The following is a 23,479-nucleotide window of genomic DNA, read 5'->3' as shown; positions in this document are numbered from 1 at the left end:
GAACTGACCAACCACATGGCCGGCGGCACCGAACTCGCCGCCCTCAAACACGAACTGGCCCAGGTCCGCGGCGTCGACGTCGAAGAACTCCCCGAGGAGGAAGACCTCACCGCGCCCGTGGCGACCTCTCCGGAAGGGAGCTCCTGACCATGGCCAACGCCCTCGACCGCATCCGGGTGGGCTCGGCCCCCGACTCCTGGGGCGTCTGGTTCCCCGACGATCCGCGACAGGTGCCCTGGCAGCGCTTCCTGGACGAGGTCGCCGAGGCCGGCTACTCCTGGATCGAGCTGGGACCGTACGGCTATCTGCCCACCGACCCGGCCCGTCTCGCCGACGAGTTGCGGCAGCGGAACCTGAAGGTGTCGGCGGGCACGGTCTTCACCGGTATGCACCGCGGCCCGTCCGTCTGGGAGTCCACCTGGGAGCACGTCAGCCAGGTCGCCGCGCTGACCCAGGCGATGGACGCGAAGCACCTGGTGGTGATCCCCTCCTTCTGGCGGGACGACAAGACCGCCGAGATCCTGGAGCCGCCGGAGCTGACGGCCGAGCAGTGGGCGCACCTCACCAAGGGCATGGAGCGGCTCGGCCATGAGGTCCAGGAGGTCTACGGCCTCGACATCGTCGTCCACCCGCACGCCGACACGCACATCGACACCGAGGACCACGTCGAGCGGTTCCTGGACTCCACCGACTCCGAACTGGTCAACCTCTGCCTGGACACCGGTCACTACGCCTACTGCGGAGGCGACAGCGTCAAGCTGATCGAGACCTACGGCGAGCGGATCGGCTATCTGCACCTCAAGCAGGTCGACCCGGAGATCCTCGCCGAGGTCGTCAAGAACGAGGTGCCGTTCGGCCCGGCGGTCCAGTCCGGGGTGATGTGCGAACCGCCCTCCGGTGTACCCGAGTTGGAGCCCGTGCTGACCGCGGCACAGCGGCTCGGCGTGGAACTGTTCGCCATCGTCGAGCAGGACATGTACCCGTGCGAGCCGGACAAGCCGCTGCCCATCGCGGTGCGCACCCGGCAGTTCCTGCGCTCCTGCGGGGCCTGACACCGGGGCCCGGCCGGGGCCGTACCGTCCCGGGTCCCGCGACGCCCGCGCGTCACCGCCGACAGGCGGCGGCGCGCGGGCGCTCCTATCGTGGAATGACCGACTCCTGGGGGTAGCCGACGTCGGGAGTACGCCCATGTCGCACAGGGCAGCACGACTGCGCAGGGGGGCCGTCGCCGCCATCGCGGTGGGGACGCTGGTGACGCCGGCCGCGGGCTGGGCCGCCGCCGTGCCGCCGCCGTCGGCCGCCTCCAGCGCCCCGGCACCGCCCTCGCCCTCCGTCCCGGGTGACGAGGTCCGCGAGCTGACGCCCGCCGTGCAGCGGCAGCTCGACGCGGCCGTGCGGGGCGTGATGCGCGAGGCGAACGTCCCCGGGGTCGTCGTCGGGCTGTGGACACCCGACAAGGGCCGGTACGTGCGGTCCTTCGGCGTCGCCGACAAGGCGACCGGCCGGCCGATGTCCTCCGACCTGTACATGCGGATCGGCAGCGAGACCAAGACGTTCACCGTGACGGCGCTGCTGGAGCTCGTCGACCAGGGCAAGGTGGGGCTGGACGACACGATCGACCAGTACGTCGACGGCGTGCCGAACGGCGACCGGATCACCCTGCGCGAGCTGGCCGGCATGCGCAGCGGGCTGTTCAACTACTCCGAGGACGACGACTTCTTCAAGGCGCTGACCTCGGACCCGCAACGGCCCTTCACCCCGCGGCAACTGCTCGACTACGCCTTCAGGCATCCCGTGCTGTTCCCGCCGGGGAAGAAGTTCGACTACAGCAACACCAACCTGATCCTGCTCGGCCTGGTCGTCGAGCGGATGAGCGGCCGGACGCTCGCGGACTACATCCACCGGAACGTCCTGGCTCCCGCCGGCCTCGACCACACCCTCTTCCCCGCCGGCAACGAGTTCCCGGTACCGCACGCGCAGGGGTACACGAACCAGACCGCGACCGGCAGGGTCGAGGACGCGGCGGACTGGAACCCGTCCTGGGGCTGGGCGGCCGGCGCGATGATCTCCAACCTGGAGGACCTGCGGGTCTGGGCGCGCACGGTCGCCACGGGACAACTGCCCGACGGACGCACCCTGATCAGCCCCGCCACCCAGAAACAGCGGCTCACCACACCCCCGACGCCCATCCCGGGCGCCGGATACGGCCTCGGCATCTTCGACGTCCAGGGCTGGATCGGCCACAACGGCTCCCTGCCCGGCTACGAGTCCCTCACCGTCCACCTCCCGTCGGCCCGCGCGACCCTCGTCGTGCTGCTGAACACCGACATCGACCACAAGGGGACCGAGCCCAGCACTCTGCTCGGAGCCGCCATCACCAGGATCGTCTCCCCGGAGCACGTTTTCGACCTGCCCGCGGAACCGGCGGCGCGGTGAGGACGTTGAAGAGGGTGACGGCGTGTGGTCACCGTGACGGGGAGGTCCGTATGGACGGCGAGTCGAGGGACGAGGGCACGACGGACGAGGGCGCACAGGACACCGGCGAGGCCGCCGCGCGCCGGTCCCGGTTCGGGACACTGCCGGAGCCGGTGCGGCTGGCGGACACGGTGGAGGAACGACCGGCCACCCGCCCGGACCCGGCGCGCGACGCCTACGATCCGAACGAGTGGCTGGTGCGTTACTGCCTGTGAGGGCCGCTCAGGCGCCGCGGACCTCCGCGATGGTCACCGGCCGGTGCTCGTGCAGCGACAGGGTGCAGGCCTCCGCGATCCAGCCGGCCTCCAGGGCGTCCGCGATCGTGCAGGGGGAGGGGCGGGTGCCGGCGACGACCTCGGTGAACGCGGTGAGTTCGGCGCGGTAGGCGTCGGTGAAGCGGTCCATGAAGAAGTCGTGCGGGGTGCCGGCGGGGAAGGCCACGCCGGGCTCGACGGAGCGCAGCGGGAGCTTGTCGTCCAGGCCGACGGCGATGGAGTCCGTGAAGCCGTGCAGCTCCATCCGGACGTCGTAACCGCGCGCGTTGTGGCGGCTGTTGGAGATCACCGCGATCGTGCCGTCGTCGAGGGTGAGGATCGCGCCGGTGGTGTCGGCGTCGCCCGCCTCCCTGATGTAGTCGGCGCCCCGGTTGCCGCCGACCGCGTACACCTCGGTCACCTCGCGGCCGGTCACCCAGCGGATGATGTCGAAGTCGTGCACGGAACAGTCCCGGAAGATACCGCCGGAGGCGGCGACGTACGCGGCCGGGGGCGGGGCCGGGTCCAGCGTCGTCGAGCGGACCGTGTGCAGCTTGCCCAGCTCACCGGCCTGTACGGCGGCCCGCGCGGCCACGAAGCCGGCGTCGAAGCGGCGGTTGTAGCCGATCTGGACCGGTACGTCGCTGCCCTCGACGGCCTTGAGCACCTCGACGCCCTCCCGCATGGTGCGGGCGACGGGCTTCTCGCAGAAGACGGGGACGCCGGCCTCCACCCCGGCCACGATCAGGGCGGGGTGGGCGTCGGTGGCCGCGGCCACCACGAGAGCGTCCACCCCGGCGGCCAGGACCGCCTCGGGCGAGTCCGCGACCTCGGCCCCGAACCGCTCGGCGGCGGCCTTGGCCGCGTCCGCGAACGGGTCGGCGACGACGAGGGACTCGACGGCGTCGAGCCCGGAGAGGGTCTCGGCGTGGAAGGCGCCGATGCGGCCGAGGCCGAGGATTCCGATACGCATGCCGGTACAGCTCCTAAGTGCGGGGGTGCGGGGGTGCGGGGGTGCGGGGGTGCGGGGGTGCGGGGGTGCGGGGGTGCGGGGGTGCGGGGGTGCGGGGGCTAGTCGAGACCGCCCAGTACGTTCTGGTCCCAGTCGATCACCGAACCGGTGACCACGCCGGACCGGTCGGACAGCAGGAGGACCACGAAGTCGGCGATCTCGTCCGGCCGGCCGAGCCTGCCCATCGGCAGCCGGGCCGCGGCCTGCTCCCGCCAGTCGTCCCCGGCACCGTGGAAGGCCCGCTGCGTCGCGTCCTCGCCCTCGGTGGCGGTCCAGCCGATGTTCAGGCCGTTGATCCGGATCCGGTCCCAGCGGTGGGCGTGCGCCGCGTTGCGGGTCAGGCCGGCCAGGCCGGCCTTGGCGGCGACGTACGGCGCGAGGAAGGGCTGCCCGCCGTGCGCCGAGGAGGTGATGATGTTGACGATCGTGCCGGGCGCCTCACGGGCCAGCATGTCGGCGACGGCCGCCTGCATGGCGAAGAACGGCCCCTTGAGGTTGATCGCGATGTGCTGGTCGAACAGCTCGGGCGTGGTGTCCAGCAGGGTGCCCCGGGAGGTCAGACCCGCCGAGTTGACCAGGCAGTCCACCCGGCCGCAGGCGTCGACCACCTCCGCCACGGCGGCCTTGGCCTGCTCGGCGTCCGCGAGGTCGGCGCGTACGTACAGGGCCTTGGCACCGGCCGCCGCCAGCTCGGCCACCAGGGCCTCGCCCGGCTCGGGGCGCCGCCCGGTGACGGCCACGACCGCCCCCTCGCGGACCGCGGCCCGCGCGACCGCGGCGCCCACCCCCTGGCTGCCCCCGTTGACCAGGACGACCTTGTCGTCGAGAAGTCCCATGCGTGTCCTCAGCTCTCGCGTCGCGCGGTACCGGCGCGCAGCTCCTCGCGGAGCGCCTGTGGGGTCCATTCCTCATCGAGCGCCCGCCGGACGAGGTCCGCCTGCGAGGGCGGGGCCAGGCCGTCCACCGGCGGGTCGCTGTCGAGGTTGGTGGGGAAGGGGTAGCCCTCGGCGCTCGCCGCGACGACGTGCTCCAGCCAGGCCCCGCCGACGCCCTCCGCCTTCCGCTTCAGCAGCACCGGGTAGAGCGCGTTCACCACCGCCTCCCGGTCCACGGTCTCCATCGCGCGTCCGAAGGCCGAGGACACCTGGAGGAGGTTGGCCGTGCGCCGGATGTCCGCGGTGCGGTTCGTGCCGGCCGCGTGGAAGAGCGCCGGGTTGAAGAAGGCCGCGTCGCCCTTGGCGAGGGGCAGCTGGACGTGGTGCGCCTCGAAGTAGGCCCGGAATCCGGGCAGCCGCCAGGCCAGGTAGCCGGGCTCGTACCGCTGCGAGTAGGGCAGGTACAGCGTCGGCCCGGACTCGACCGGCATGTCGCAGTGGGCGACGGCCCCCTGGAGGGTGAGCACCGGGGAGAGGCGGTGCACGTGCGCCGGGTACGCGGCGGCGGTCTCGGCCGTGAGGAAGCCCAGGTGGTAGTCGCGGTGCACGGTCTGGGCGGCGCCGCCGGGGTTGACCACGTTGACCTGGGAGGTGACCTGGTAGCCGGGGCCCAGCCAGGCCCCCGACACCAGGGCCAGGATGTCGTTGGCGTAGTAGTCGGCGAACGCCTCGGGGTCGTACAGTGCCGCCTTCTCCAGCGCGTTCCACACCCGGTCGTTGGCGCCCGGCCGGGCGAAGTGGTCCCCGGCGCCCGTGCCCGAGGCCCGCTGCTCGGCGATCAGGGCGTCGAACACGGCCGTGGTCCGGTCGACGACGGCCGGGTCCGGGAAGGCGCCCTCGAAGACCACGATTCCGGGGCCGTCGGCGAGTGCGCGGACCAGCTCGGTCCGCACGGCATGGCGGTCGCCGGCCGCCCGCAGCCGCTCGCTGTCGTAGACGAGGACGTTCCGCTCCACCCTCGAGGCGTGCGGGTAGTCGGCGGGGTCGGTGGTCCGCTCCACGAGGGCGCGGAAGGCGTCCGGGTCGCAGTCCTGCTCGGACAGCCAGAGGGGGCCTGTTGCGGAGGCGAGGGACATCGGCGTCCTTCCTTCGGTCACGGGAGCGGGTCGGCCTTTCGGTCACGGGAGCGAGCCGGCTCCGGGAACGACGCCGCTCTGTCATTCTTGTCAGTACAAACCCCTCGAACAACCAGCACGTGGCCATCAAAAACCCCTCAAGGAGCCGAGGAGTCCCCGTCATGGGCCATCCCTTCCCGATCCGTGAGATCGCACGTCAGGCCGGTCTCAGCGAGGCCACGGTGGACCGTGTGCTGAACGCCAGGGGAGGAGTGCGGCAGAGCACCGCGCAGGAGGTGCACCGGGCCATCGCGGACCTGGACCGGCAGCGCACCCAGGTCCGGCTGGTCGGCAGGACCTTCATGGCCGACATCGTGATGCAGTCGCCCGAGCGCTTCAGCACGGCCGTGCGCGCCGCTCTGGAGGCCGAACTGCCGGCACTGCACCCGGCGGTGCTCCGCTCCCGCTTCCACTTCCGGGAGACCGGGCCGGTGCGGGAACTGGTCGGCATCCTGGACCGGATCGCCCGGCGCGGCTCGCAGGGCGTGATCCTCAAGGCCCCCGACGTCCCCGAGGTCACCGCCGCCGTCGGACGGCTGGCCGCGGCCGGGATCCCGGTCGTCACCCTCGTCACCGACCTGCCCGCCAGCGGCCGGTTCGGCTACGTCGGCATCGACAACCGGGCGGCCGGGGCCACCGCCGCCTATCTGATGGGCCAGTGGCTCGGCGACCGGCCCGGCAACGTCCTCACCAGCCTCAGCAGCGGGTTCTTCCGCAACGAGGAGGAGCGCGAGATGGGCTTCCGCAGCGCCATGCGGGCCCGGCACCCCGAGCGCGCGCTGGTGGAGATCGCCGAGGGGCAGGGGCTGGACGCCACCCAGTACGACCTGGTGCGGGCCGCGCTGGAACGGGACCCGGAGATCCGCGCGGTCTACTCGATCGGCGGCGGCAACATCGCCACCCTGCGGGCCTTCGCGGACCTCGGCCGCCCGTGCGCCGTGTTCGTCGCGCACGACCTCGACCAGGACAACACCCGACTGCTGCGCGAGCACCGCCTGTCCGCCGTGCTCCACCACGACCTGCGCCACGACCTGCGCGAGGCCTGCCACCTGGTGATGCGCGCCCATGGCGCCCTGCCCCCGGCGGGCCCGACCCCGCCGTCGGCGATCCAGGTCGTCACGCCCTACAACATGCCCGTGCGGGCCACGCGTTGAAGGAGACGGAGTGACGCGCGCCGAGCAGACCGAACACCTGGAGATCGACGGCGTCCCCCTGGTCGCGACCCTCGTGCGGGGCGGCGACGTGGGAATGCTGGCCCTGCACGGCAGCAACGAGGGCGGCACGGCCGAACTCGCGCGCATCGTGGCCCGCCGCTGCGGCGCCACCAGCCTGGTCTTCACCCAGCCGGAGACCCGGCGGCCCGTGCACATCCCGTCCCCGCGCATGGCCGTGGACCACTGCGAACTCCTGCGCGCGTTCCTCTCCCGGGTCTCCCTCACGGTCTCCCTGCACGGCCACATGCGCCCCGAGGCCCCCCGCTCGGTCTTCCTGGGCGGCGGCAACCGGGACGCGGCGCTCGTCCTCGCCCGCGAACTGAGCGCCCTCGCCCCCGGGTTCAAGGTCGTCACGCACGTTCCGGAGATTCCGGCCGCCCTGCGCGGGCTGCATCCCAGGAACCCGGTCAACCTCACCCGCCGGTCAGGAGTCCAGGTGGAACTGCCGCTCCTGGCCCGCACCAGCGGCCCGGAGAAACGGGACGGCGTCCCCGACGAACCCCCGCCGCCGGTGATCGAGGCGCTGGTCGCCGGTGTCGGCCGTCTTGCCGCGGGCCCGGACGGTCAGGGCCCGGCCACCTCCACCCAGGACCCGCTCTGAGCCGACCGGACCATGGCGTCCAGCGCCTCCGCGCTCCGCACGGCGTCCGTGAGCGTCGCACCGTACGGCTTGTCCTCCGCGATCGAGCGCAGGAACCGGGCGGCCTCGATCACCTTCAGGTCGTCGTAGCCCATGGCGTTGGCCGCTCCGGGCTGGAACGCCTCGAACTCGCCGTCGCCGGGGCCGACGTAGACGGTGCTGACGGGCTGGTCCTGGTAGGCCGTGCCGCGGCTGACGGCCAGTTCGTTCATCCTGCGGAAGTCCCAGGAGACCGCTCCCCGGGTGCCGTGCACTTCGAAGCCGTAGTTGTTCTGCTCGCCGACCGAGACCCGGCAGGCCTCCAGGACACCGCGGGCGCCGGAGGCGAAGCGGAGCAGGCAGCTGACGTAGTCCTCGTTCTCGACCGGGCCGAGTTCGCCGCCGGCGGCCCGGGTGTGGCCGGCGGTGGCGCCGGTGGGGCGGGCCCGCTCCGGGACGAAGACGGCCGTGTCGGCGGTCAGGGACGCGATGTCGCCGAGCAGGTACCGGGCCAGGTCCACGCCGTGCGAGGCCAGGTCGCCGAGGACTCCGCTGCCGCCCCGCTCCCGCTCGTACCGCCAGGTCAGCGCGCCGTCCGGGTGGGCGGCGTAGTCGCTGAAGAGGCGGATGCGGACGTGGGTGACGGTGCCGATCCCGCCGGAGGCGATCAGGTCGCGGGCGGTCTCGACGGCGGGCGCGTTGCGGTAGTTGAAGCCCACCGCGCCGCGCACGCCCGCCTTCGCCACCGCGTCGGCGACCGCGCGGGCGTCGTCGGCGGTCAGGCCCACCGGCTTCTCGATCCAGATGTGCTTGCCGGCCTCGGCCATCGCGACACCGATCCGGCGGTGCAGGAAGTTCGGCGCGGTGATGCTGACCGCCCGCACCCGGGGGTCGGCGGCGATCTCGCGCCAGTCCCGGGTGGCCGAGGCGAAGCCGAACCGCCCGGCGGCCTCCTCGGCCCGGCCCGGCACCTCCTCGGCGACCGCCACCAGCTCCGGCCGCAGGGGCAGTTGCGGGTAGTGGTGCGGGAGGCGGGCGTACGCCTGGGTGTGCACCCGGCCCATCCAGCCGAACCCGACGACGGCGACTCCGAGCGTCTCCACCATGACAGCCCCTCTTTGGACCGGTCCATATTCTTTCCCGGGCCACCTTGGGTGCGTTTGCCACGGGTGTCAACCCTTTGACAGGCGGGAGTGCCCCATGGAACGGTCCACGGCATGAGAGCGCCGACCATCCGCGACGTGGCCGAACGGGCCGGCGTGTCCAAGTCCCTGGTCTCGCTGGTGCTGCGCGGCTCCGGCCAGGTGCGCCCGGAGAAGCGGGAGGCCGTGCTGCGGGCGGTACGGGAACTCGGCTACCGGCCCAACGCCGCCGCGCGCAGCCTCAGCGAGCAGCGCACCCTCCCCCACTCTCGGCTTCGCTCGAGCGGGGGGACCCCCATGATCGGCGTGCTCCTCAACGACCTGCGCAACCCCTGGTACGTCGACCTCCTCGACGGCCTCAACCCGCTGCTGCACGCGGCGGGCCTGCACATGCTGCTCGCCGACGCCCGCCTGAACCGGCGCGGCGGCCACGATCTGACCGGCCCGTTCCTGGACCTCGGCGTCGACGGCCTGGTGGTCGTCGGCACCCTGCCCGACCCGGCCGTCCTCACCGCGGTCGCCGAGCGGCTGCCCGTCGTCGTCGCGGGCGCCCGCGAGCCGGTGCTGCCCGGCGTCGACATCGTGGCCGGGGACGACGAGCAGGGCGCCCGGCTGGTCACCGAGCACCTCATCGGGCTCGGTCACTCCCGCATCGCGCACCTCGCCGGGTACGGCGCCGTCGCCGAGCTGCGCCGCCGCGGCTTCGAGGCGACGATGCGGGAGCACGGGCTCGCCGACCGGGCGGCGGTGGAGCCGGGCGACCTCACCGAAGAGGGCGGCTACCGCGCCGCCGTACGGCTGCTCAGCCGTCCTCAGCGGCCCACCGCACTTCTCGCCGTGAACGACATCGCCTCCGTCGGCGCGCTGTCGGCCGCCGGGGAACTGGGGCTGCGGGTGCCGGGGGACGTGTCCGTGACCGGCTACGACAACACCAGCATCGCCCGGCTGCGCCACGTCTGGCTGACCACCGTCGACACCGCCCCGCACGAGGTCGGCCGCCGCGCCGCCCGCTGCCTCCTGGACCGGCTCGACGGGCGCGGGGGAGCGGGCGGCCTCCACCTGGCCGCGCCGGCGCTGCGGATCCGGGGGACGACGGCGGCGCCCCCGGCCGTCACAGGTTGATCGCGTACACCTTCCGCAACGTCTCGTGCACCGTCCACGTCGTACGGTCGCCCGCGCGCAGCACCGCCATGTCGCCGGGCCCGACCCGGAGCGTGGGCCCGCCCTCGACCTCGATCGTGGCCGAGCCGCCGAGCACCACGAACAGCTCGTCCGCCTCGGTGTCCGTGACCACGCCCGGGGTGATCTGCCAGATGCCGCGGAGCTGCTTGCCGTCCGCCGACTCCCAGACCACCTTTCCGGTCACCTCGGGCGTGCCGGACAGGATCTGCTCCGGGGCTAGCGGCTCGGGTTCGAGCTCGGCGTCGGGGACGTGCAGGGCGAAGCTGTGGGTCATGCCGGTGACCCTAACCGGGGCGTACGACGCCCGGGCGTGGACACAGTGTGGGGTATCGGCGCGGCTCGCAAGACGCTTCGTCGCGGCCCGCGGTGAAGTGGCGGGACGTGCCGGGGCGGGTGACCGTGGAGAGCACCGCCCCTGTGAGCCCGCGAAGAGAGCACCCCATGACGGATCCCGCGGAGGCCGTGCCCCGGCGGCCGGCGCACGACCGCCGGTCCATGCTGCTCTTCGGCGGGGTCTACGGCGCCGTGGTCGCCAGCGCCATGGTGGCGGCGCTCACCGAGTACGGGCACTTCAGCCGGGCCGACCGGCGCTACGACGCCGCGTGGCTGCTGGTGACCGCCCTGGCCTCCGCCCTGGCGCACGGCTACTCCCACTACATCGCCGAGCGCGGGCCCCGGATACGCGGCGAGGCCCTGCGCGCGCTCGCCGCCGAGTGGCCACTGGTCGTCGCCATGCTGCCCAGTGCCCTGATCCTCGCGGGCGCGGGCTGGGGCTGGTGGCCGACGAGGAGTGTCGAGTACACCGCGTTCACCTTCAACACCGTCCTGCTGTTCTCCCTGGGCCTGGCCTCGGCGAGGTCCGCGGGCCGCAGATGGTTCTTCGCGGCGGCCACCGGGGTGGGGGACGCGTTGATCGGGGTGTTCGTGGTGGTGGCCAACGCGATCATCAAGTAGCGGGCGCTCGTGTCAATATGTTGCTTATGGCCCGTATGACCGGTGTCCGTGCGATGTCGCTGTGCGCCGCCGCCCTGCTCGCCGTGGCCCTCGGGACGCCGGCGCTGCCGGCCGCTGAGCGCCCCGGCCGGGCCTGCGTCGCCGGCGGGCAGAGCACCGACGACCGGGCACGGCGGGTGAGCGACATCGTGCGCAAGGCCCAGCGGGAACTCGATCTCAAGGCCGTACTGGTCCGGGTCACGGTGAACGGCGGCGAGGTGGTCACCGACGCGACCGGTGAGTCGATGGCCGGTGTCCCGGCCACGCCGGACATGCGCTTCCGCTCCGGTGCGGTCGCCTTCGCCTACCTCGGAACCGTGCTGCTCCAGCTCGTCGACGAGGGCCGGGTGGGCCTCGACGAACCCGTCTCCCGCTGGCTGCCCGACCTGCCGCACGGCGACGAGATCACGCTGCGGATGCTCGGCGACTCCACCTCCGGCCTGCACGACTACGTCACCGACCCGGCGTTCGTGAAGCGGTTCTACGCCGACCCCTTCCGCCGGTGGACCCCGCGCGAGCTGCTCGCGTTCTCCCTCAGCCACCCCCTCTGGTACGCGCCGGGCTCGAACTGGAGCTACTCGCACGCCAACTTCGTCCTCCTCGGCCAGGCCCTGGAGAAGATCACCGGCACCCCGCTGGACAGGCTGCTGCGCGAGCGCGTCCTGGACCCGCTGGGGCTGAGCCGGACGGCCAACGGCTTCACCCCGGAGATCCCCTCGCCCGTGCTGCACGCCTACGACGGCGAACGCGGCAGGTACGAGGAGTCCACCTTCTGGAACCCCTCCTGGACCACCGTCCCGGGCGCCGTCCTCACCAGCGACATCTGCGACCTGGCGCGCTCGGCCCAGGGCATCGGCTCGGGCGAACTCCTCTCCCGGCATGCCCGCCGGGTGCAGCTCGACCCCGGCACCCCCGGCCTCGGCACCCCGACCGCCGGCTGCCCCGCCACCGTGTGCCTGAAGCAGACCGAGGACTTCCACTTCGGGGTGGGCGTCATCGTCAAGAACGGCTGGGTCGTGCAGAACCCGTCCTTCGCCGGCTTCGCGGCGGTGCAGGCGTACGAGCCCGACGCGAAGCTCGCCATCGCCGTGTCCACGACCGTGGGACAGCGGGCGCCGCAGGGCAACACCGCCCAGACGATCACCGACCGCATCGCGGCCGCCCTGGCACCGGGCCACCCGCTCGACCTGCCCTGACCTCGGCGGGCGGCGCTTGCCCCGGCCGCGGCAGCAGCACCCGTACGGGTGCGGTAGGGTTGACCTGCGCGATCACGCGGGACACCCGCGTGGCACCGCACCGGGACGTGGCGCAGCTTGGTAGCGCACTTGACTGGGGGTCAAGGGGTCGCAGGTTCAAATCCTGTCGTCCCGACTGGAGACAGTCGCAGGAGGGCCTGTTTCGGAGGTATCCGAAACAGGCCCTTGATCATTATCCGCCGCCTGCGCCCGGACCGTCGTCGGACGGGCTCCTCAGGGCCGTAGCGCCCAGTCCTGGTCGGCTCCGTCGGTGTCGGCCCACTGGACGACCTCGGACCCGTTCGCGGTCCGGCCGCCGTAGACGCCCAGGATCATCCTGGTCTGCTCGTTCTTGATCACACGATGCCCGTTGGCGTCGGTGGCGTACGACCAGAACATGTTCCCCGTCAGGTTGCACAGTGAGGCGATGACCTGGGCCCCTTGTCCTCCGGAGACGTTGAGGCACTGGTTGTCGCCGTTCTCGATCAGGAAGAGGTTGCCGGACGGAGAGCCGACCGACCACTCCTGGTCCGGGCGGGTCGTGCAGTCCCAGATCCCCGCGTTTCCGTTCGCGATGCCGAGGCAGCGGCCGGAGTTCGGGTTCAGCAGTCGCACGGGACCGAACCAGGGGCCGGTCAGCGGCACCGCAGCCCTGGAAGCCGCTGCGTTCGCGCCCGGCGCGGCGCCGGCCAGTGCGAGGCAGGCGAGGAGCGCGGCGGTGAGGGTACGGATGTGGATACTCATCAGCAGTGCGCTGTCGGCTCGTAGTTGACCGTGAGCGGGCCGGAGTTGGTGCTGGTGTCGTTGATCTGCCGACTGCCGCTGTACAGCCGGAAGTAGGCGTGCACCGTGACGCTGTCGCCGTATTCGGCCGGGTCCCAGCTTGACACGCACCACGAGCCGCTGGAGGGGTGGTGGCCCTTCGTACAGGAATTGCTGTCCTGGAAGACGGGGCCGAACCGGCGCTTGAAGCCGTCCCAGATCTCAACCGTGATCCGGCAGTTCGCCGGCACCGCGCCGTTGACGTAGTAGTCCGGGTATGCGTTGGTCGCGCCTGGGATGTTGCGGTCGTTGATGCAGATGCCGATCGGGTAGCCACCCGGCGAGTAGTCCTTGCAGTTGCCGGTCGCCTGTGCGTCGGGTGCGGCCATCAGCCCTGCGGCCGCCAGCAGTACTCCTGCGCCGGACAGGATCGCGGCCCGGCCTGGACGGGACGAAGTCATCTTCGATCAGCTCCTCGGATCTGACGCGCCTGGTGGGGGGAAGTGGTGGTGCAGCGGCCTGCCGCGCCCGGCGGTCACCAGTCGGCGCCGCGGCCCGCCGCCACACTCGTGCCGCGGCCCGGCCCGGTCAACGGGCGGGAGGCGGAATCGGAGGCGGTCGTACAAAGGAGCATCAACTCATCAATGTCTCGCCTGCTCAGGCCGGCTTTCCAGATGCGCGACCAGGTCCGCGTCCCTAGGAGGCGTCCCTCGGCTTCCAGATCACCACGTCGAGGCGGACCTGGGAGGGGCGGCCGGCCGCGTCGTGCCGCACGCCGACGATGCGGCACAGTACGTAGCGGCGCCGGTCGGTGATGAGGCAGAACAGCGTGCCCACACGGTCCTTGGCGGCGGTGACCGGCTGGCTGTAGTCGTTGCGGACCGCGCACTCGTCGCGGGTGCCACGGCTGTGGGCCGGAAGGATGGTGATGTCGTCCGCGCCGATGCTGGTCAGGGTGTACTGGTCCGACGTCAGTTGCAGGTCGTAGGGGTTGCCCTCATCGCCACTGGACATCGGCCACGCCGGGTTGTCGAAGTCGACGAGCTGGTCCGGACGCAGCGTCACGCCGCCCTCGCGCAGCACCGGGCGCGGCCGGTCGGTGCTCTCGCCGTCGCGTGCACTGGGCGTGGTCGCCGCCGCGGTGGGGGCGGGGCGCTCGGCCGGGGAGTGGCCCGAGCCGAAGGACGGCCGCACGACGGCGCCCACCCCTGCGGCGACGGCGAGCACGACGGCGAGGACCGCGGCGACTCGCAGGCGCCCCCTGAGGCGGGCGCGCAGGCGGTCCCCGAGGCGGGCGCCGCCCATGAGGGGCGGGTCACCGGGCTCGGCCCCGGCATCGTCCAGGGACGCGCTGTTCAACTCGCGGCGCACCGCATGCCATCGCGCCTCCCAGGCCCTGGTGTCCCCGTCGCACGCGGCGACGAAGGCGAGAGTGACCTCCAGCGACGGCAACGCCTGCGCGGAGGCGGCCCGCGACAGTGCGGTGGCGGAGAAATGAGCCCGGGCGGCCAGTTGCCGGTAGCTGGGGGTTCCCGCCTTGTGCCGCAGGGCGCGTAAGTCATGGGCGAATGCGGCCAGCAGCCCATCGGCGGGATCCAGCGGCAGTTCCGGTCTTCCCATCAGAGGACGCCCCTCCCACACGGTCACCGTTGTTGATGCCGCACGGTGCGCATTGATTGTTCACCGCCGGCGTCGCCTGGTCATCAACCCCCCGGTCATCTTCCCTGAAGCCGTCAGGCGTCACACGCGCCGTGTCCACAGGCGCGGCGGCGTAACAACTCCCGGCGGCACGCGGCAGGCCTTGCCGGCCGCCCGCCGGCTTGACGAAAGCAGGGCAGGAACATGCGATCCACGCTGTTGGCCTCGCTGGCCGCAGTCGCGTTGGCCGCCGGCGGCATGACAGCCGCCTCCGCGGCCCCCGCGCACCGGTCCGGCGTATCGGCCGCATCCCCGAAAGACTCCAAGTACCCCGACTTCAAGGGCATTTATGCCTTCAGCGGCGGCCACAGCTCCGACCTGGCGAGCAATCCGGATGTCGCGGGCCGCTCGCTGGTCTACTACTGGGCCCAACTCGAACCCAAGAAGGGCCAGTACAACTGGGACCTGGTCGACAAGGACATGAAGCCGTGGGTCGACGCGGGCAAGAAGGTCATCCTGCGCGTCTCCGCGGCCGGCTGGGCCAAGTGGGACAAGGAGGCCGACTCCGCGCACGGCACCCCCAAGTGGGTCTACGACGAAGGCGTCAAGTCCGTCACCGAGCAGGACAAGGCGGTCTTTCCGCAGTACTGGGGCCCCACTTTCGAGCAGGACTACGACGACTTCATCAAGGCGTTCGCGGCCCGCTACGACGGCAGTGCGAACGTCGCGTTCATCGAAGCGGGCGTAGGGGTCGGCGGTGAGACGAAACCGGACAGTGAGAAGAACGACAAGATCCTGAGCCTGTGGCAGGGCATCGGCTACACGGACAAGATCTGGTGGGGCTACGTACAGAACGCCATCAGCACCTACCGTCAGGCGTTCACCAGGACGCCGGTCGCGGTGATGCCGGACAAGACGTTCCTGGGCTCGACCGACGGCTACAACGAGCAGAAGACCCTCGACTACGCCGTCGCGCAGGGCGCCTGGCTCCAGGACAACGGCCTGGGCACCACCTGGCCGCTGAAGGGCGGGGACTGGCACAGGACCACGCTCATCGGCGAGCAGCGCCGAATGACCTCGGAATCCGGCGACAGACTGATCGACGACTTCCAGACGGCGCTGGACAACGACGCCGCCTACATCATGGCCTTCACCGACGACCTGGAGAACCCCGACAACGCGCAGACGATCCACCAGGTGGCCGCGGAGGCCAACCCCGACCCGACGGACCCGCCGCCCCCGCCCTCGGGCAGCGACCAGACCCTGTGGGACGGCGACTGGAGCACGTACGACTGGGAGATCCACGCCGGCGGCGACTGGGGCAACTCCACGCTGGAGAAGGTGGACGCGCCCGGCGGGCGGTCGGGCGTGGCCGGCAAGTTCACCGTCGACACCACCAAGAACGCCGAGGAGGAGCGGGCCGAGGCGACCGCCACCCAGAAGGACACCGGCGGTGACCCCGGCGACGAGGCGTACTACGAGTGGTGGACGTACGTACCCTCCGACCCGAACAAGAAGACCGGGTGGAGCTCCGACTGGACCGACATCACCCAGTGGATGGACGCCCGCGCCAACTGCTCCCCGCCCGAGCAGATCGACATCCTCCCCGGTGACAACGGCCCGCAACTGGTCTTCGACAACGAGCTCAACAACCAGAAGAACCCCTGCGACTACTCGCAGCCCGAGCATCTCCACACCCTCGGCGACCTCCGGTACGACACCTGGATGCACTTCGACGTGCACCTGAAGTTCTCCACCGACCCCGACGTCGGTTTCGCCGAGATCTGGCTGAACGGCAAGAAGGTCCTCCCCCTGACCCACATGCAGACGCTCGACGACAACAGCAAGGGTGTCTACATGGAACAGGCGCTGTACCGGGCCGACATGAAGGGCACCAACGTCCTCTATCACGCGGGAACACGACGCCACACCCAGCACATCGACAGCGGAGAATGAAGTGGGCGCGGTCAGTCCCGGGCGGCCCACAACCCCCGCACATGCCCCAGATGCCGGGTCATGACCTCGCGTACGGCGTTCTCGTCGCGGGCCAGCAGGGCGTCGAGCAGTTCGAGGTGTTCCTCGGCCGAGGCCAGCAGGCGGCCCGCCTCCACCAGCGCGGTGAGACCGTAGAGGCGGGAGCGTCCGCGCAGGTCGGCCACCACCTCGACCAGGTGGGTGTTGCCGGCGAGGGCGAGCAGACCGAGGTGGAAGCGGGTGTCGGCCTCGACGTACGCGATGAGGTCGCCCGCCGCCGCGGCGGTGACGATCTCCCGGGCGGCCGGGCGCAGCGCCTCCAGGCCGGCACGGTCCGCCGTGCCGGTCAGGGCCACCACGGTGGGGATCTCGATGAGCGCGCGCACGTGCGTGTACTCGTCGAGCTGCCGGTCGGACACGGCGGTGACCCGGAAGCCCTTGTTCGGGACCGCGTCGACCAGTCCCTCCTTGGCCAGGTCGAGCATCGCCTCCCGCACCGGTGTCGCGGAGACACCGAAGCGGGCGGCCAGGGAGGGGGCCGAATAGACCTCGCCGGGCCGCAGTTCACCCGCGATCAGCGCGGCCCGCAGCGCGTCGGCGACCCGCTCCCGGTAGCTGCTGCGCCTGCCGCCCAGCCGGGGGAGTGCGGGGGCCTCGGCGGCCTGGGCCGGCTGCTGCGGCTGCTGTGCCATGTCACGCGTCACCGGGGGAGTCTAGAGGGGGCTGGAGGAGGCTAGAGGACGAAGCCCGCGGGGAACGGGTCCGTGGGGTCGAGCAGGTACTGGGCCGTTCCCGTGATCCAGGCGCGGCCCGTGAAGCTCGGCAGCACGGCCGGGGTCCCCGCGACCTCGGTCGTGCCGAGCAGCCGGCCGGTGAACCGGGTGCCGATGAAGGACTCGTTCACGAACTCGGTGTGCAGCGGCAGTTCGCCCCGCGCATGCAGTTGTGCCATGCGGGCGCTCGTCCCGGTGCCGCAGGGCGAGCGGTCGAACCAGCCGGGGTGGATGGCCATCGCGTGCCGGGAGTGGCGGGCGGTGGCGCCGGGCGCGTACAGGTGGACGTGGTGGCAGCCCCGGATGGACGGGTCCTCGGGGTGGACCGGCTCCTCCTCGCCGTTGATGGCCTCCATCAGGGACAGGCCGGCGGCGAGGATCTCGTCCTTGCGGGCGCGGTCGAAGGGCAGGCCGAACTCCTCCAGCGGCAGGATGGCGTAGAAGTTGCCGCCGTAGGCGAGGTCGTAGGTCACCGTCCGCCCGTCGGCGAGCACGGCCTTGCGGTCCAGGCCGACGGAGAAGGACGGCACATTGCGCAGGGTGACGTTCCTGGCGGCACCGTCCTCGACCGCCACCTCGGCGACGACGAGCCCGGCCGGGGTGTCCAGGCGGATGGTGGTGACCGGCTCGACGACCTCCACCATGCCGGTCTCCACGAGCACGGTCGCCACGCCGATGGTGCCGTGCCCGCACATCGGCAGATAGCCGGAGACCTCGATGTACACCACCCCCCAGTCGCAGTCGGGCCGGGTCGGCGGCTGGAGGACCGCGCCGCTCATCGCGGAGTGCCCGCGCGGCTCGTTCATCAGCAACTGCTTGATGTCGTCGCGGTGTTCACGGAAGTACAGCCGCCGCTCGTTCATCGTCGCGCCGGGGATCGTGCCGATCCCGCCGGTGATCACCCGGGTGGGCATGCCCTCGGTGTGCGAGTCGACGGCGTGCAGGACGAGCTTGCTGCGCATGACCGAACTCCTCCTAGTCCAGGCCCGCCGCGACGGCCTTCTCGGTGGCCGCCCGGACGGTGGCCTCCTGCTCGGGCGCCAGCGGCATGCGCGGCGGCCGTACGGGACCGCCGTACCGTCCCACGACGTCCATGGACAGCTTGATCGCCTGCACGAACTCCGTGCGCGAGTCCCAGCGCAGCAGCGGGTGCAGCTGCCGGTAGAGCCGCTCGGCCGTGACGAGGTCGCCGCCGGTGGCCGCGTGGTAGAGCTCGACGCAGGCGGTGGGCAGCGCGTTCGGGTAGCCGGCCACCCAGCCCTTGGCACCGGCGATCGCCAGCTCCAGCAGCACGTCGTCCGCGCCGATCAACAGATCCAGTTCCGGGGCGAGTTCGGCGATGCGGTAGGCACGGCGGACATCGCCCGAGAACTCCTTCACCCCGTGGATCAGGCCCTCGCCGTGCAGCCGGGCGAGGAGTTCGGGCACGAGGTCGACCTTGGTGTCGATCGGGTTGTTGTACGCCACCACCGGCAGGCCCGCCTTCGCGACCTCCGCGTAGTGGGCGAGCACCGAACGCTCGTCGGCACGGTAGGCGTTGGGCGGCAGCAGCATCACCGCGCCGCAGCCCGCCTCCCGGGCCTGTTCGGCCCAGCGGCGGGCCTCGGCCGAGCCGTAGGCGGCGACGCCCGGCATCACGCGCCGGCCGCCGATCGCGGCGACGGCCGTCTCGACGACCTTGGCGCGCTCGGCGGGGGTGAGCACCTGGTACTCGCCGAGCGAGCCGTTCGGCACGACGCCGTCGCAGCCGTTGTCGACGAGCCAGGCGCAGTGCTCGGCGTACCTGTCGTAGTTCACCGTGAGGTCGTCGTCGAGCGGGAGGGCGGTGGCGACGAGGACGCCGTGCCAGGGGCGGTGGTCGGTCATCAGGGTCCTTCCTCGGTGGGATCTTCGAAACCGGCGGCCAGCACGCCCAGTGGTACGGGACGGGCGAACGGCCGCCGGGCGGAGGTGAGTTCGCAGCCGGCGAGGCCCGCCACCGCCGGTCCGCACATCCGGCCCTGGCACCAGCCCATCCCGGCCCGGGTGAGCAGCTTCACGGTGCGCGGATCGCCCGCGCCGAGCTCGCGCACGGCCGCGCGGACCTCGCCGGCGGTGACCTCCTCGCAGCGGCAGGCCACGGTGTCGTCCGGGACGCGGTCCGGCCAGCGGGCGTCGGGCGCGTACACCGCGTCGACGGCCGTGAAGAACGCCCTCAGGCGGGTACGGGACCGGGCCGCCGCCGACCAGGCCGTGGGGTCGGGCTCCCGGCCGTGCAGCCGGGCGGCGATCGAGCGGCCGGCGATGTGTCCCTCGGCGAGCGCGAGGGCCGCGCCGCCGATGCCGGTGGCCTCGCCGGCCGCCCAGACGCCCGGGACGTCGGTGCGCTGCTCGTCGTCGACACGCACCCGCTGCCCGTCCAGGGCGCAGCCCAGTGTGTCGGCGAGGTCGGTGTGCGGCAGCATGCCGTGGCCGACCGCGAGGGCGTCGCAGGTCAGGCGGCGCGCACTGCCGGGCCGGACTCGGCCGGAGGCGTCCAGGGCGGCGACGGTGACCGCTTCCAGCCGGTCCGTGCCGTGCGCCTCGACGACGGTGTGGCGGGCCAGGAGGCGTGTGCGGTGCCGCAGGAGCCGTACCGCGTACCCGGCGCCCTCGGCGAGCTTGCCGGGCTGTGCGGCCAGCGCCGCCGGGCGGCGGGCCAGGGCCTTCGGGTCGGCGGACTCCACGAGCGCGGTGACCCGCGCGCCCGCCGCCGCGAGGCCGTCGGCGACAGGCAGCAGCAGCGGCCCGGTCCCGGCGACGACGGCCGTCCGTCCCGGCAGCACCAGCCCGCCCTTGAGCATGGCCTGCGCACCGCCCGCGGTGACGACACCGGGCAGCGTCCAGCCAGGGAAGGGCAGTACGACCTCGTAGCCGCCGGTGGCCAGGAGCACCGCGTCGGCGCGCACCGCCGCGGGTTCCTCCTGCGCCGGGCCGCGCAGCGCGTGCACGGTGAAGCCGGCCGACCGCCGCTCGACGCACCAGACATGATGATCCGTCAGGTGGGCGACGCGGCCCGCCGTGCGATGCCCGTCGAGTCCGTCCCGCAGCCGCTCCCAGGTGTGCCACTGGTGGTGCAGCGCGCGGGCGCGGCGCGCGCCGAGGGCGGTGGCGGGCTGCCGGTAGAACTGGCCGCCCGCCTCCGGGCCGGCGTCCACGAGGGTGACGTGCACCCCGCGGGCCGCCGCGGCCAGGGTCGCGGCGAGCCCCGCCGGGCCCGCGCCGACGACGACGAGGCGCATCCGCTCAGCCGTCGTGGCCATCGTGTCCCGTCCCCTCCTGGGTGCGGATGACGTCGCCCGGCTGGACGGGCACCAGGCAAGCCCGTTGGTTCGGGCTGCCGTTGACCGTCACCAGGCAGTCGAAGCAGACGCCGATACCGCAGAAGACCCCGCGGGGGCGGCCCTCGCGCCGGGTGGTACGCCACGCGGTCACGCCCGCCGCCCAGAGCGCGGCGGCGACCGTCTGGCCGGGGAGCGCCTCGACCGGACGGCCGTCGAAGGTGACCGTGAACGCGGGGCCGGGCCGTGCCCCGGCCAACTCCAGTGGATTCACGCGGTGTTCACCCCGTTCGCCGCGAACCGTTCCGGCCGGAAGGGCGCGAGGTCCAGTTCCGTCGGTGTCCCGGTCAGTGCCTGGGCGATCAAGTGCCCCGTCCCGGTGGCCAGTCCGATGCCCGCGCCCTCGTGCCCGCAGGCGTGCAGCAGCCCGGGGACGCGCACGTCGGGGCCGATCGCGGGCAGGTGATCGGGCAGGTACGGCCGGAACCCCAGGTACGTCCGCATCGCGCGCACCCGCCCGAGGAACGGGAACAGCCGCGTCGCCCCGGCCGCCAGGGCCCGTACGACGGGCAGCGAGAACGAGCGGTCGAAGCCGACCCGTTCGCGGCTCGCACCGATGAGCACGGGACCGGCGGCCGTGCCCTCGACGACCGGTGAGGTCTGGAGCGCGGCCGAGTCGCTGGCCACGTCGGCCACGTAGTCCGCGGCGTACACCTTGTGCCGCACCAGCCGGGGCAGCGGCTCGGTGACCAGGACGAAGCCGCGCCTCGGCAGGACGGGAAGGCGCACCCCGGCCAGGCGGGCGAAGTCGCCGCCCCAGGTCCCGGCGGCGTTCACCACGGCCGGCGCGTGGACGTCCCCGCGGTCGGTGCGCACGCCGCGCACCGCGCCGCCGGCCGTGCGCAGCACGCCGGTCACCGTCCAGCCGGTGCACAGGCGGGCGCCCGAGGCACGGATCAGGCGGGCGGCGGCCAGCGCCGGCATGACCTGGGCGTCCTGCGGATAGTGCACGGCGCCCGCGAGGCCGGGCGCCAGATGGGGTTCGAGGTCGGGGAGCCGGTCCGCGTCCACGGGCACCGCGGTGACCCCGGCTCCCCGCTGGCCGGCGGCGAAGCCGGACAGGGCGGCGAGGTCCTCGGGGGTGGCGGCCACCACGACGCCGCCCTTGGACTCGTACTCGTACGCGGCGCCGTCCTCGCGGGCCAGGTCCGACCACAACCGGGCGGAGAGCAGGGCGAGCGCGAGTTCCGGGCCGGGCTCCTTGTCGGAGACGAGCAGGTTGCCCTCGCCCGCGCCGGTCGTGCCGCCGGCCACCGGGCCCCGGTCGACGAGGACGACGTCCAGGCCCGCCCGTGCCGCGTACAGGGCACAGGCCGCGCCCGTCATCCCGGCGCCGACCACCACGACATCGCAGGTCAGCCGCTTCGCCACGTCAGTACTATGTCACATATCGCTGACGCTGGGGAGGGCTCGGCGGCGTGGATCCGGGGTGGCCGGTCTCATGGGCTCGGGGTGCCGGGCGGAGTCTTCCCGGCGAGGACGTCCTTCAGGCGCTGGGCGCCCTGCCGCACCGCGGTCGCGGTGGTGTCGTGGCCGGCGCCGGACGGGCCGCCGTTGGTGACGGTGATGCCGGAGGCGCCGACCCGCACGGCGGCCACGTCCACGGTGACGGTGACGGGCTTGCCGTCCGCGGTGCCCCGCATCGTGACGGTCAGCCCCTGGCGATCGTCGCCCGCCGAGGGCAGCGAGTTCTTGGCCACCTGCACCGTCCGCTTGCCGCCGTCGGACCCGGTCGCGGTGAACTGGGCGCACTTGTCCGGGAGGCTCTTGACCCAGTCCAGGGACTTCTCCAGTGAGGCCTGGCCGTAGTCGCCGACCTGGTACAGCAGCCGGGCGTCGCCCTGGGTGAAGCCGGTCAGCGCCGACGCGCCGGGCGCCCGGCCCAGGAGGGTGTCGGAGTACAGGCTGTCGAGCAGCTTCTGGCAGCGGGCGTCGGTCGTCCTGGCATTGAGGAACGCGGCGACGTCGACATTTCCGACGAGGAGCCTGTCGCGCCAGGTCGCGGCGTTGTTCGCCTGCGTCCAGTTGTTCCCCAGGTCGTCCTTCGTGATCAGGGCCGCCCGCGCTCCCGTGCCGGTCAGCGCGGGCGTGGCGGTCGCGGGGGAGGTCGGCGTGGGTGAGGCGGACGTCGTGCCGGACGAGCCGCCCTGGTTCCCGCAGGCCGCCACGGCCAGCAGGATCCCCGTGGCCAGGACCGGGGCGAGAACACGCACGGGACGGGACGGACGGTTCATCGCGACGGCCTCCTCGGGAACGCGGTACGTCCTCCCACGCCACCATCCTCTTCGGCGGTCGGCCATCCGCACGGCGCCGTTCGGGCGAGGAACGGCGCGCCGCGCTCATCCGGAGCCGCCGCCCGCCCGGGGCGGGTGCGCGGCCCGTGCGGCGCGTTCCGGTGTGGTCACGCGGACCCGGCGTCCGCCGCAGCGGGGGCAGACCGCGTCGGCGAGGGGCGACCGCAGAGCCCGGCCGGCCTCGTCCACGTACTCCTGGGTGTACACGGAGACCGGGTCGGTGAAGAACACCACCTGGAAGACGGCCTGCCAGACATGGCCGCAGCCGGCGCACACGAACACGAACGTCTCGGGCACGGCTCCTGGGACCGCCCCGGTCACGCGGCCCGGCTCCTTTGCCATCGCGTCCGGCCCCCTTCCACCAGACCCGCCCGCTTCCAGACCACCGCGCGGACCGCCGTCCGGCAACTCGGACGCCCGGCCCGCCATGCCGCGGCCCCCGGGTGTCCCAGGCGTGGACGCCCACTTGACGCCGTCGCGAGCCGGATCGACACTCGCCGTGG

General features: G+C 72.7%; 25 protein-coding genes, 1 tRNA gene and 1 pseudogene. 11 read left to right on the top strand and 16 right to left on the bottom strand.

Annotated features, from left to right (window positions below; all coding sequences use genetic code 11):
- From ABZ915_RS46325 to ABZ915_RS46310, 4 genes and pseudogenes are all read left to right on the top strand, one after another.
- Window positions 1–147, top strand: a pseudogene (locus ABZ915_RS46325) (sugar ABC transporter ATP-binding protein); the annotation flags it as partial.
- Between the two features lie 2 nt (window positions 148–149).
- Window positions 150–1,052: a sugar phosphate isomerase/epimerase gene (locus ABZ915_RS46320; RefSeq protein WP_361816756.1), complete on the top strand. Its 903-nt coding sequence runs from the start codon at window positions 150–152 to the stop codon at window positions 1,050–1,052.
- A gap of 136 nt (window positions 1,053–1,188) precedes the next feature.
- Entirely contained in the window at window positions 1,189–2,436 is a 1,248-nt protein-coding gene (locus ABZ915_RS46315; protein WP_361816753.1) for a serine hydrolase domain-containing protein, read from the top strand.
- Window positions 2,437–2,486: 50 nt separating this feature from the next.
- Complete coding sequence (locus ABZ915_RS46310; RefSeq protein ID WP_361816750.1) at window positions 2,487–2,690, top strand: hypothetical protein; 204 nt, start codon at window positions 2,487–2,489, stop codon at window positions 2,688–2,690.
- Window positions 2,691–2,697: 7 nt separating this feature from the next.
- Here ABZ915_RS46310 and ABZ915_RS46305 read toward each other — a convergent pair whose 3' ends face one another.
- The 3 genes from ABZ915_RS46305 to ABZ915_RS46295 form a co-directional block, all read right to left on the bottom strand.
- Window positions 2,698–3,702: a Gfo/Idh/MocA family oxidoreductase gene (locus tag ABZ915_RS46305; protein WP_361816747.1), complete on the bottom strand. Its 1,005-nt coding sequence runs from the start codon at window positions 3,700–3,702 to the stop codon at window positions 2,698–2,700.
- Window positions 3,703–3,800: 98 nt separating this feature from the next.
- A complete protein-coding gene (locus ABZ915_RS46300; RefSeq protein ID WP_361816744.1) occupies window positions 3,801–4,577 on the bottom strand; it encodes an SDR family oxidoreductase in 777 nt (258 codons plus the stop codon).
- An 8-nt stretch (window positions 4,578–4,585) separates the two neighbouring features.
- Window positions 4,586–5,752 (bottom strand): phytanoyl-CoA dioxygenase family protein, encoded by a 1,167-nt coding sequence (locus tag ABZ915_RS46295; RefSeq protein ID WP_361816741.1) that lies wholly within the window; start codon window positions 5,750–5,752, stop codon window positions 4,586–4,588.
- A 161-nt stretch (window positions 5,753–5,913) separates the two neighbouring features.
- On the opposite strand from ABZ915_RS46295, the gene ABZ915_RS46290 reads away from it, so the two are divergent.
- Complete coding sequence (locus ABZ915_RS46290; RefSeq protein ID WP_361816738.1) at window positions 5,914–6,945, top strand: LacI family DNA-binding transcriptional regulator; 1,032 nt, start codon at window positions 5,914–5,916, stop codon at window positions 6,943–6,945.
- Window positions 6,946–6,955: 10 nt separating this feature from the next.
- Complete coding sequence (locus tag ABZ915_RS46285; RefSeq protein WP_361816735.1) at window positions 6,956–7,606, top strand: poly-gamma-glutamate hydrolase family protein; 651 nt, start codon at window positions 6,956–6,958, stop codon at window positions 7,604–7,606.
- On the opposite strand, the gene ABZ915_RS46280 is transcribed toward ABZ915_RS46285, so the two are convergent.
- A complete protein-coding gene (locus ABZ915_RS46280; protein ID WP_361816733.1) occupies window positions 7,570–8,730 on the bottom strand; it encodes a Gfo/Idh/MocA family oxidoreductase in 1,161 nt (386 codons plus the stop codon). The genes ABZ915_RS46285 and ABZ915_RS46280 overlap by 37 nt on opposite strands.
- Window positions 8,731–8,841: 111 nt before the next feature.
- On the opposite strand from ABZ915_RS46280, the gene ABZ915_RS46275 reads away from it, so the two are divergent.
- Window positions 8,842–9,888, top strand: a complete 1,047-nt coding sequence (locus tag ABZ915_RS46275) for a LacI family DNA-binding transcriptional regulator (protein WP_361816730.1) — start codon at window positions 8,842–8,844, stop codon at window positions 9,886–9,888.
- Here ABZ915_RS46275 and ABZ915_RS46270 read toward each other — a convergent pair.
- Window positions 9,878–10,222: a cupin domain-containing protein gene (locus ABZ915_RS46270; protein ID WP_361816727.1), complete on the bottom strand. Its 345-nt coding sequence runs from the start codon at window positions 10,220–10,222 to the stop codon at window positions 9,878–9,880. The genes ABZ915_RS46275 and ABZ915_RS46270 overlap by 11 nt on opposite strands.
- Window positions 10,223–10,389: 167 nt before the next feature.
- Between ABZ915_RS46270 and ABZ915_RS46265 the strand changes: the two genes are divergently transcribed.
- From ABZ915_RS46265 to ABZ915_RS46255, 3 genes are all read left to right on the top strand, one after another.
- Window positions 10,390–10,902: a hypothetical protein gene (locus ABZ915_RS46265; protein WP_361816724.1), complete on the top strand. Its 513-nt coding sequence runs from the start codon at window positions 10,390–10,392 to the stop codon at window positions 10,900–10,902.
- 35 nt (window positions 10,903–10,937) lie between these two features.
- On the top strand, window positions 10,938–12,137 hold the full coding sequence (locus tag ABZ915_RS46260; protein ID WP_361816721.1) for a serine hydrolase domain-containing protein: 1,200 nt from the start codon (window positions 10,938–10,940) through the stop codon (window positions 12,135–12,137).
- A 101-nt stretch (window positions 12,138–12,238) separates the two neighbouring features.
- Window positions 12,239–12,312 (top strand) — tRNA-Pro (locus tag ABZ915_RS46255).
- Between the two features lie 98 nt (window positions 12,313–12,410).
- Here the strand turns inward: ABZ915_RS46255 and ABZ915_RS46250 are convergent.
- From ABZ915_RS46250 to ABZ915_RS46240, 3 genes are all read right to left on the bottom strand, one after another.
- Complete coding sequence (locus tag ABZ915_RS46250; protein ID WP_361816718.1) at window positions 12,411–12,920, bottom strand: RICIN domain-containing protein; 510 nt, start codon at window positions 12,918–12,920, stop codon at window positions 12,411–12,413.
- Window positions 12,920–13,399 (bottom strand): hypothetical protein, encoded by a 480-nt coding sequence (locus ABZ915_RS46245; protein WP_361816715.1) that lies wholly within the window; start codon window positions 13,397–13,399, stop codon window positions 12,920–12,922. Before ABZ915_RS46245 ends, ABZ915_RS46250 begins: the two co-directional genes overlap by 1 nt.
- A 235-nt stretch (window positions 13,400–13,634) precedes the next feature.
- Window positions 13,635–14,558: a helix-turn-helix transcriptional regulator gene (locus tag ABZ915_RS46240; protein WP_361816713.1), complete on the bottom strand. Its 924-nt coding sequence runs from the start codon at window positions 14,556–14,558 to the stop codon at window positions 13,635–13,637.
- 222 nt (window positions 14,559–14,780) lie between these two features.
- Between ABZ915_RS46240 and ABZ915_RS46235 the strand changes: the two genes are divergently transcribed.
- A complete protein-coding gene (locus ABZ915_RS46235; RefSeq protein WP_361816710.1) occupies window positions 14,781–16,532 on the top strand; it encodes a heparin lyase I family protein in 1,752 nt (583 codons plus the stop codon).
- An 11-nt stretch (window positions 16,533–16,543) separates the two neighbouring features.
- Here ABZ915_RS46235 and ABZ915_RS46230 read toward each other — a convergent pair whose 3' ends face one another.
- The 8 genes from ABZ915_RS46230 to ABZ915_RS46195 form a co-directional block, all read right to left on the bottom strand.
- Window positions 16,544–17,242 carry a GntR family transcriptional regulator gene (locus tag ABZ915_RS46230; RefSeq protein ID WP_361816768.1) on the bottom strand — a complete coding sequence of 233 codons (699 nt, stop codon included), beginning with the start codon at window positions 17,240–17,242 and terminating at the stop codon, window positions 16,544–16,546.
- 41 nt (window positions 17,243–17,283) lie between these two features.
- Window positions 17,284–18,285: a proline racemase family protein gene (locus ABZ915_RS46225; protein ID WP_361816707.1), complete on the bottom strand. Its 1,002-nt coding sequence runs from the start codon at window positions 18,283–18,285 to the stop codon at window positions 17,284–17,286.
- 13 nt (window positions 18,286–18,298) lie between these two features.
- Entirely contained in the window at window positions 18,299–19,189 is an 891-nt protein-coding gene (locus tag ABZ915_RS46220; protein ID WP_361816704.1) for a dihydrodipicolinate synthase family protein, read from the bottom strand.
- Window positions 19,189–20,604 carry an NAD(P)/FAD-dependent oxidoreductase gene (locus ABZ915_RS46215; RefSeq protein WP_361816701.1) on the bottom strand — a complete coding sequence of 472 codons (1,416 nt, stop codon included), beginning with the start codon at window positions 20,602–20,604 and terminating at the stop codon, window positions 19,189–19,191. Before ABZ915_RS46215 ends, ABZ915_RS46220 begins: the two co-directional genes overlap by 1 nt.
- Window positions 20,588–20,896, bottom strand: coding sequence for a (2Fe-2S)-binding protein (locus ABZ915_RS46210; RefSeq protein WP_361816698.1), 309 nt, complete (start codon window positions 20,894–20,896; stop codon window positions 20,588–20,590). Before ABZ915_RS46210 ends, ABZ915_RS46215 begins: the two co-directional genes overlap by 17 nt.
- Window positions 20,893–22,053, bottom strand: a complete 1,161-nt coding sequence (locus ABZ915_RS46205; RefSeq protein ID WP_361816695.1) for an FAD-binding oxidoreductase — start codon at window positions 22,051–22,053, stop codon at window positions 20,893–20,895. The genes ABZ915_RS46210 and ABZ915_RS46205 overlap by 4 nt, the downstream gene beginning before the upstream one ends.
- A gap of 68 nt (window positions 22,054–22,121) precedes the next feature.
- Window positions 22,122–22,916 carry a hypothetical protein gene (locus tag ABZ915_RS46200; protein WP_361816692.1) on the bottom strand — a complete coding sequence of 265 codons (795 nt, stop codon included), beginning with the start codon at window positions 22,914–22,916 and terminating at the stop codon, window positions 22,122–22,124.
- A gap of 105 nt (window positions 22,917–23,021) precedes the next feature.
- Window positions 23,022–23,297: a hypothetical protein gene (locus tag ABZ915_RS46195; RefSeq protein WP_361816689.1), complete on the bottom strand. Its 276-nt coding sequence runs from the start codon at window positions 23,295–23,297 to the stop codon at window positions 23,022–23,024.
- Window positions 23,298–23,479: the final 182 nt, after the last annotated feature.

This window comes from Streptomyces sp. NPDC046915 (assembly GCF_040644935.1).
Lineage (GTDB): Bacteria > Actinomycetota > Actinomycetes > Streptomycetales > Streptomycetaceae > Streptomyces.
Note: the sequence above shows the minus strand (reverse complement) of the source record. Positions and strands in the feature narration are given on the sequence as shown.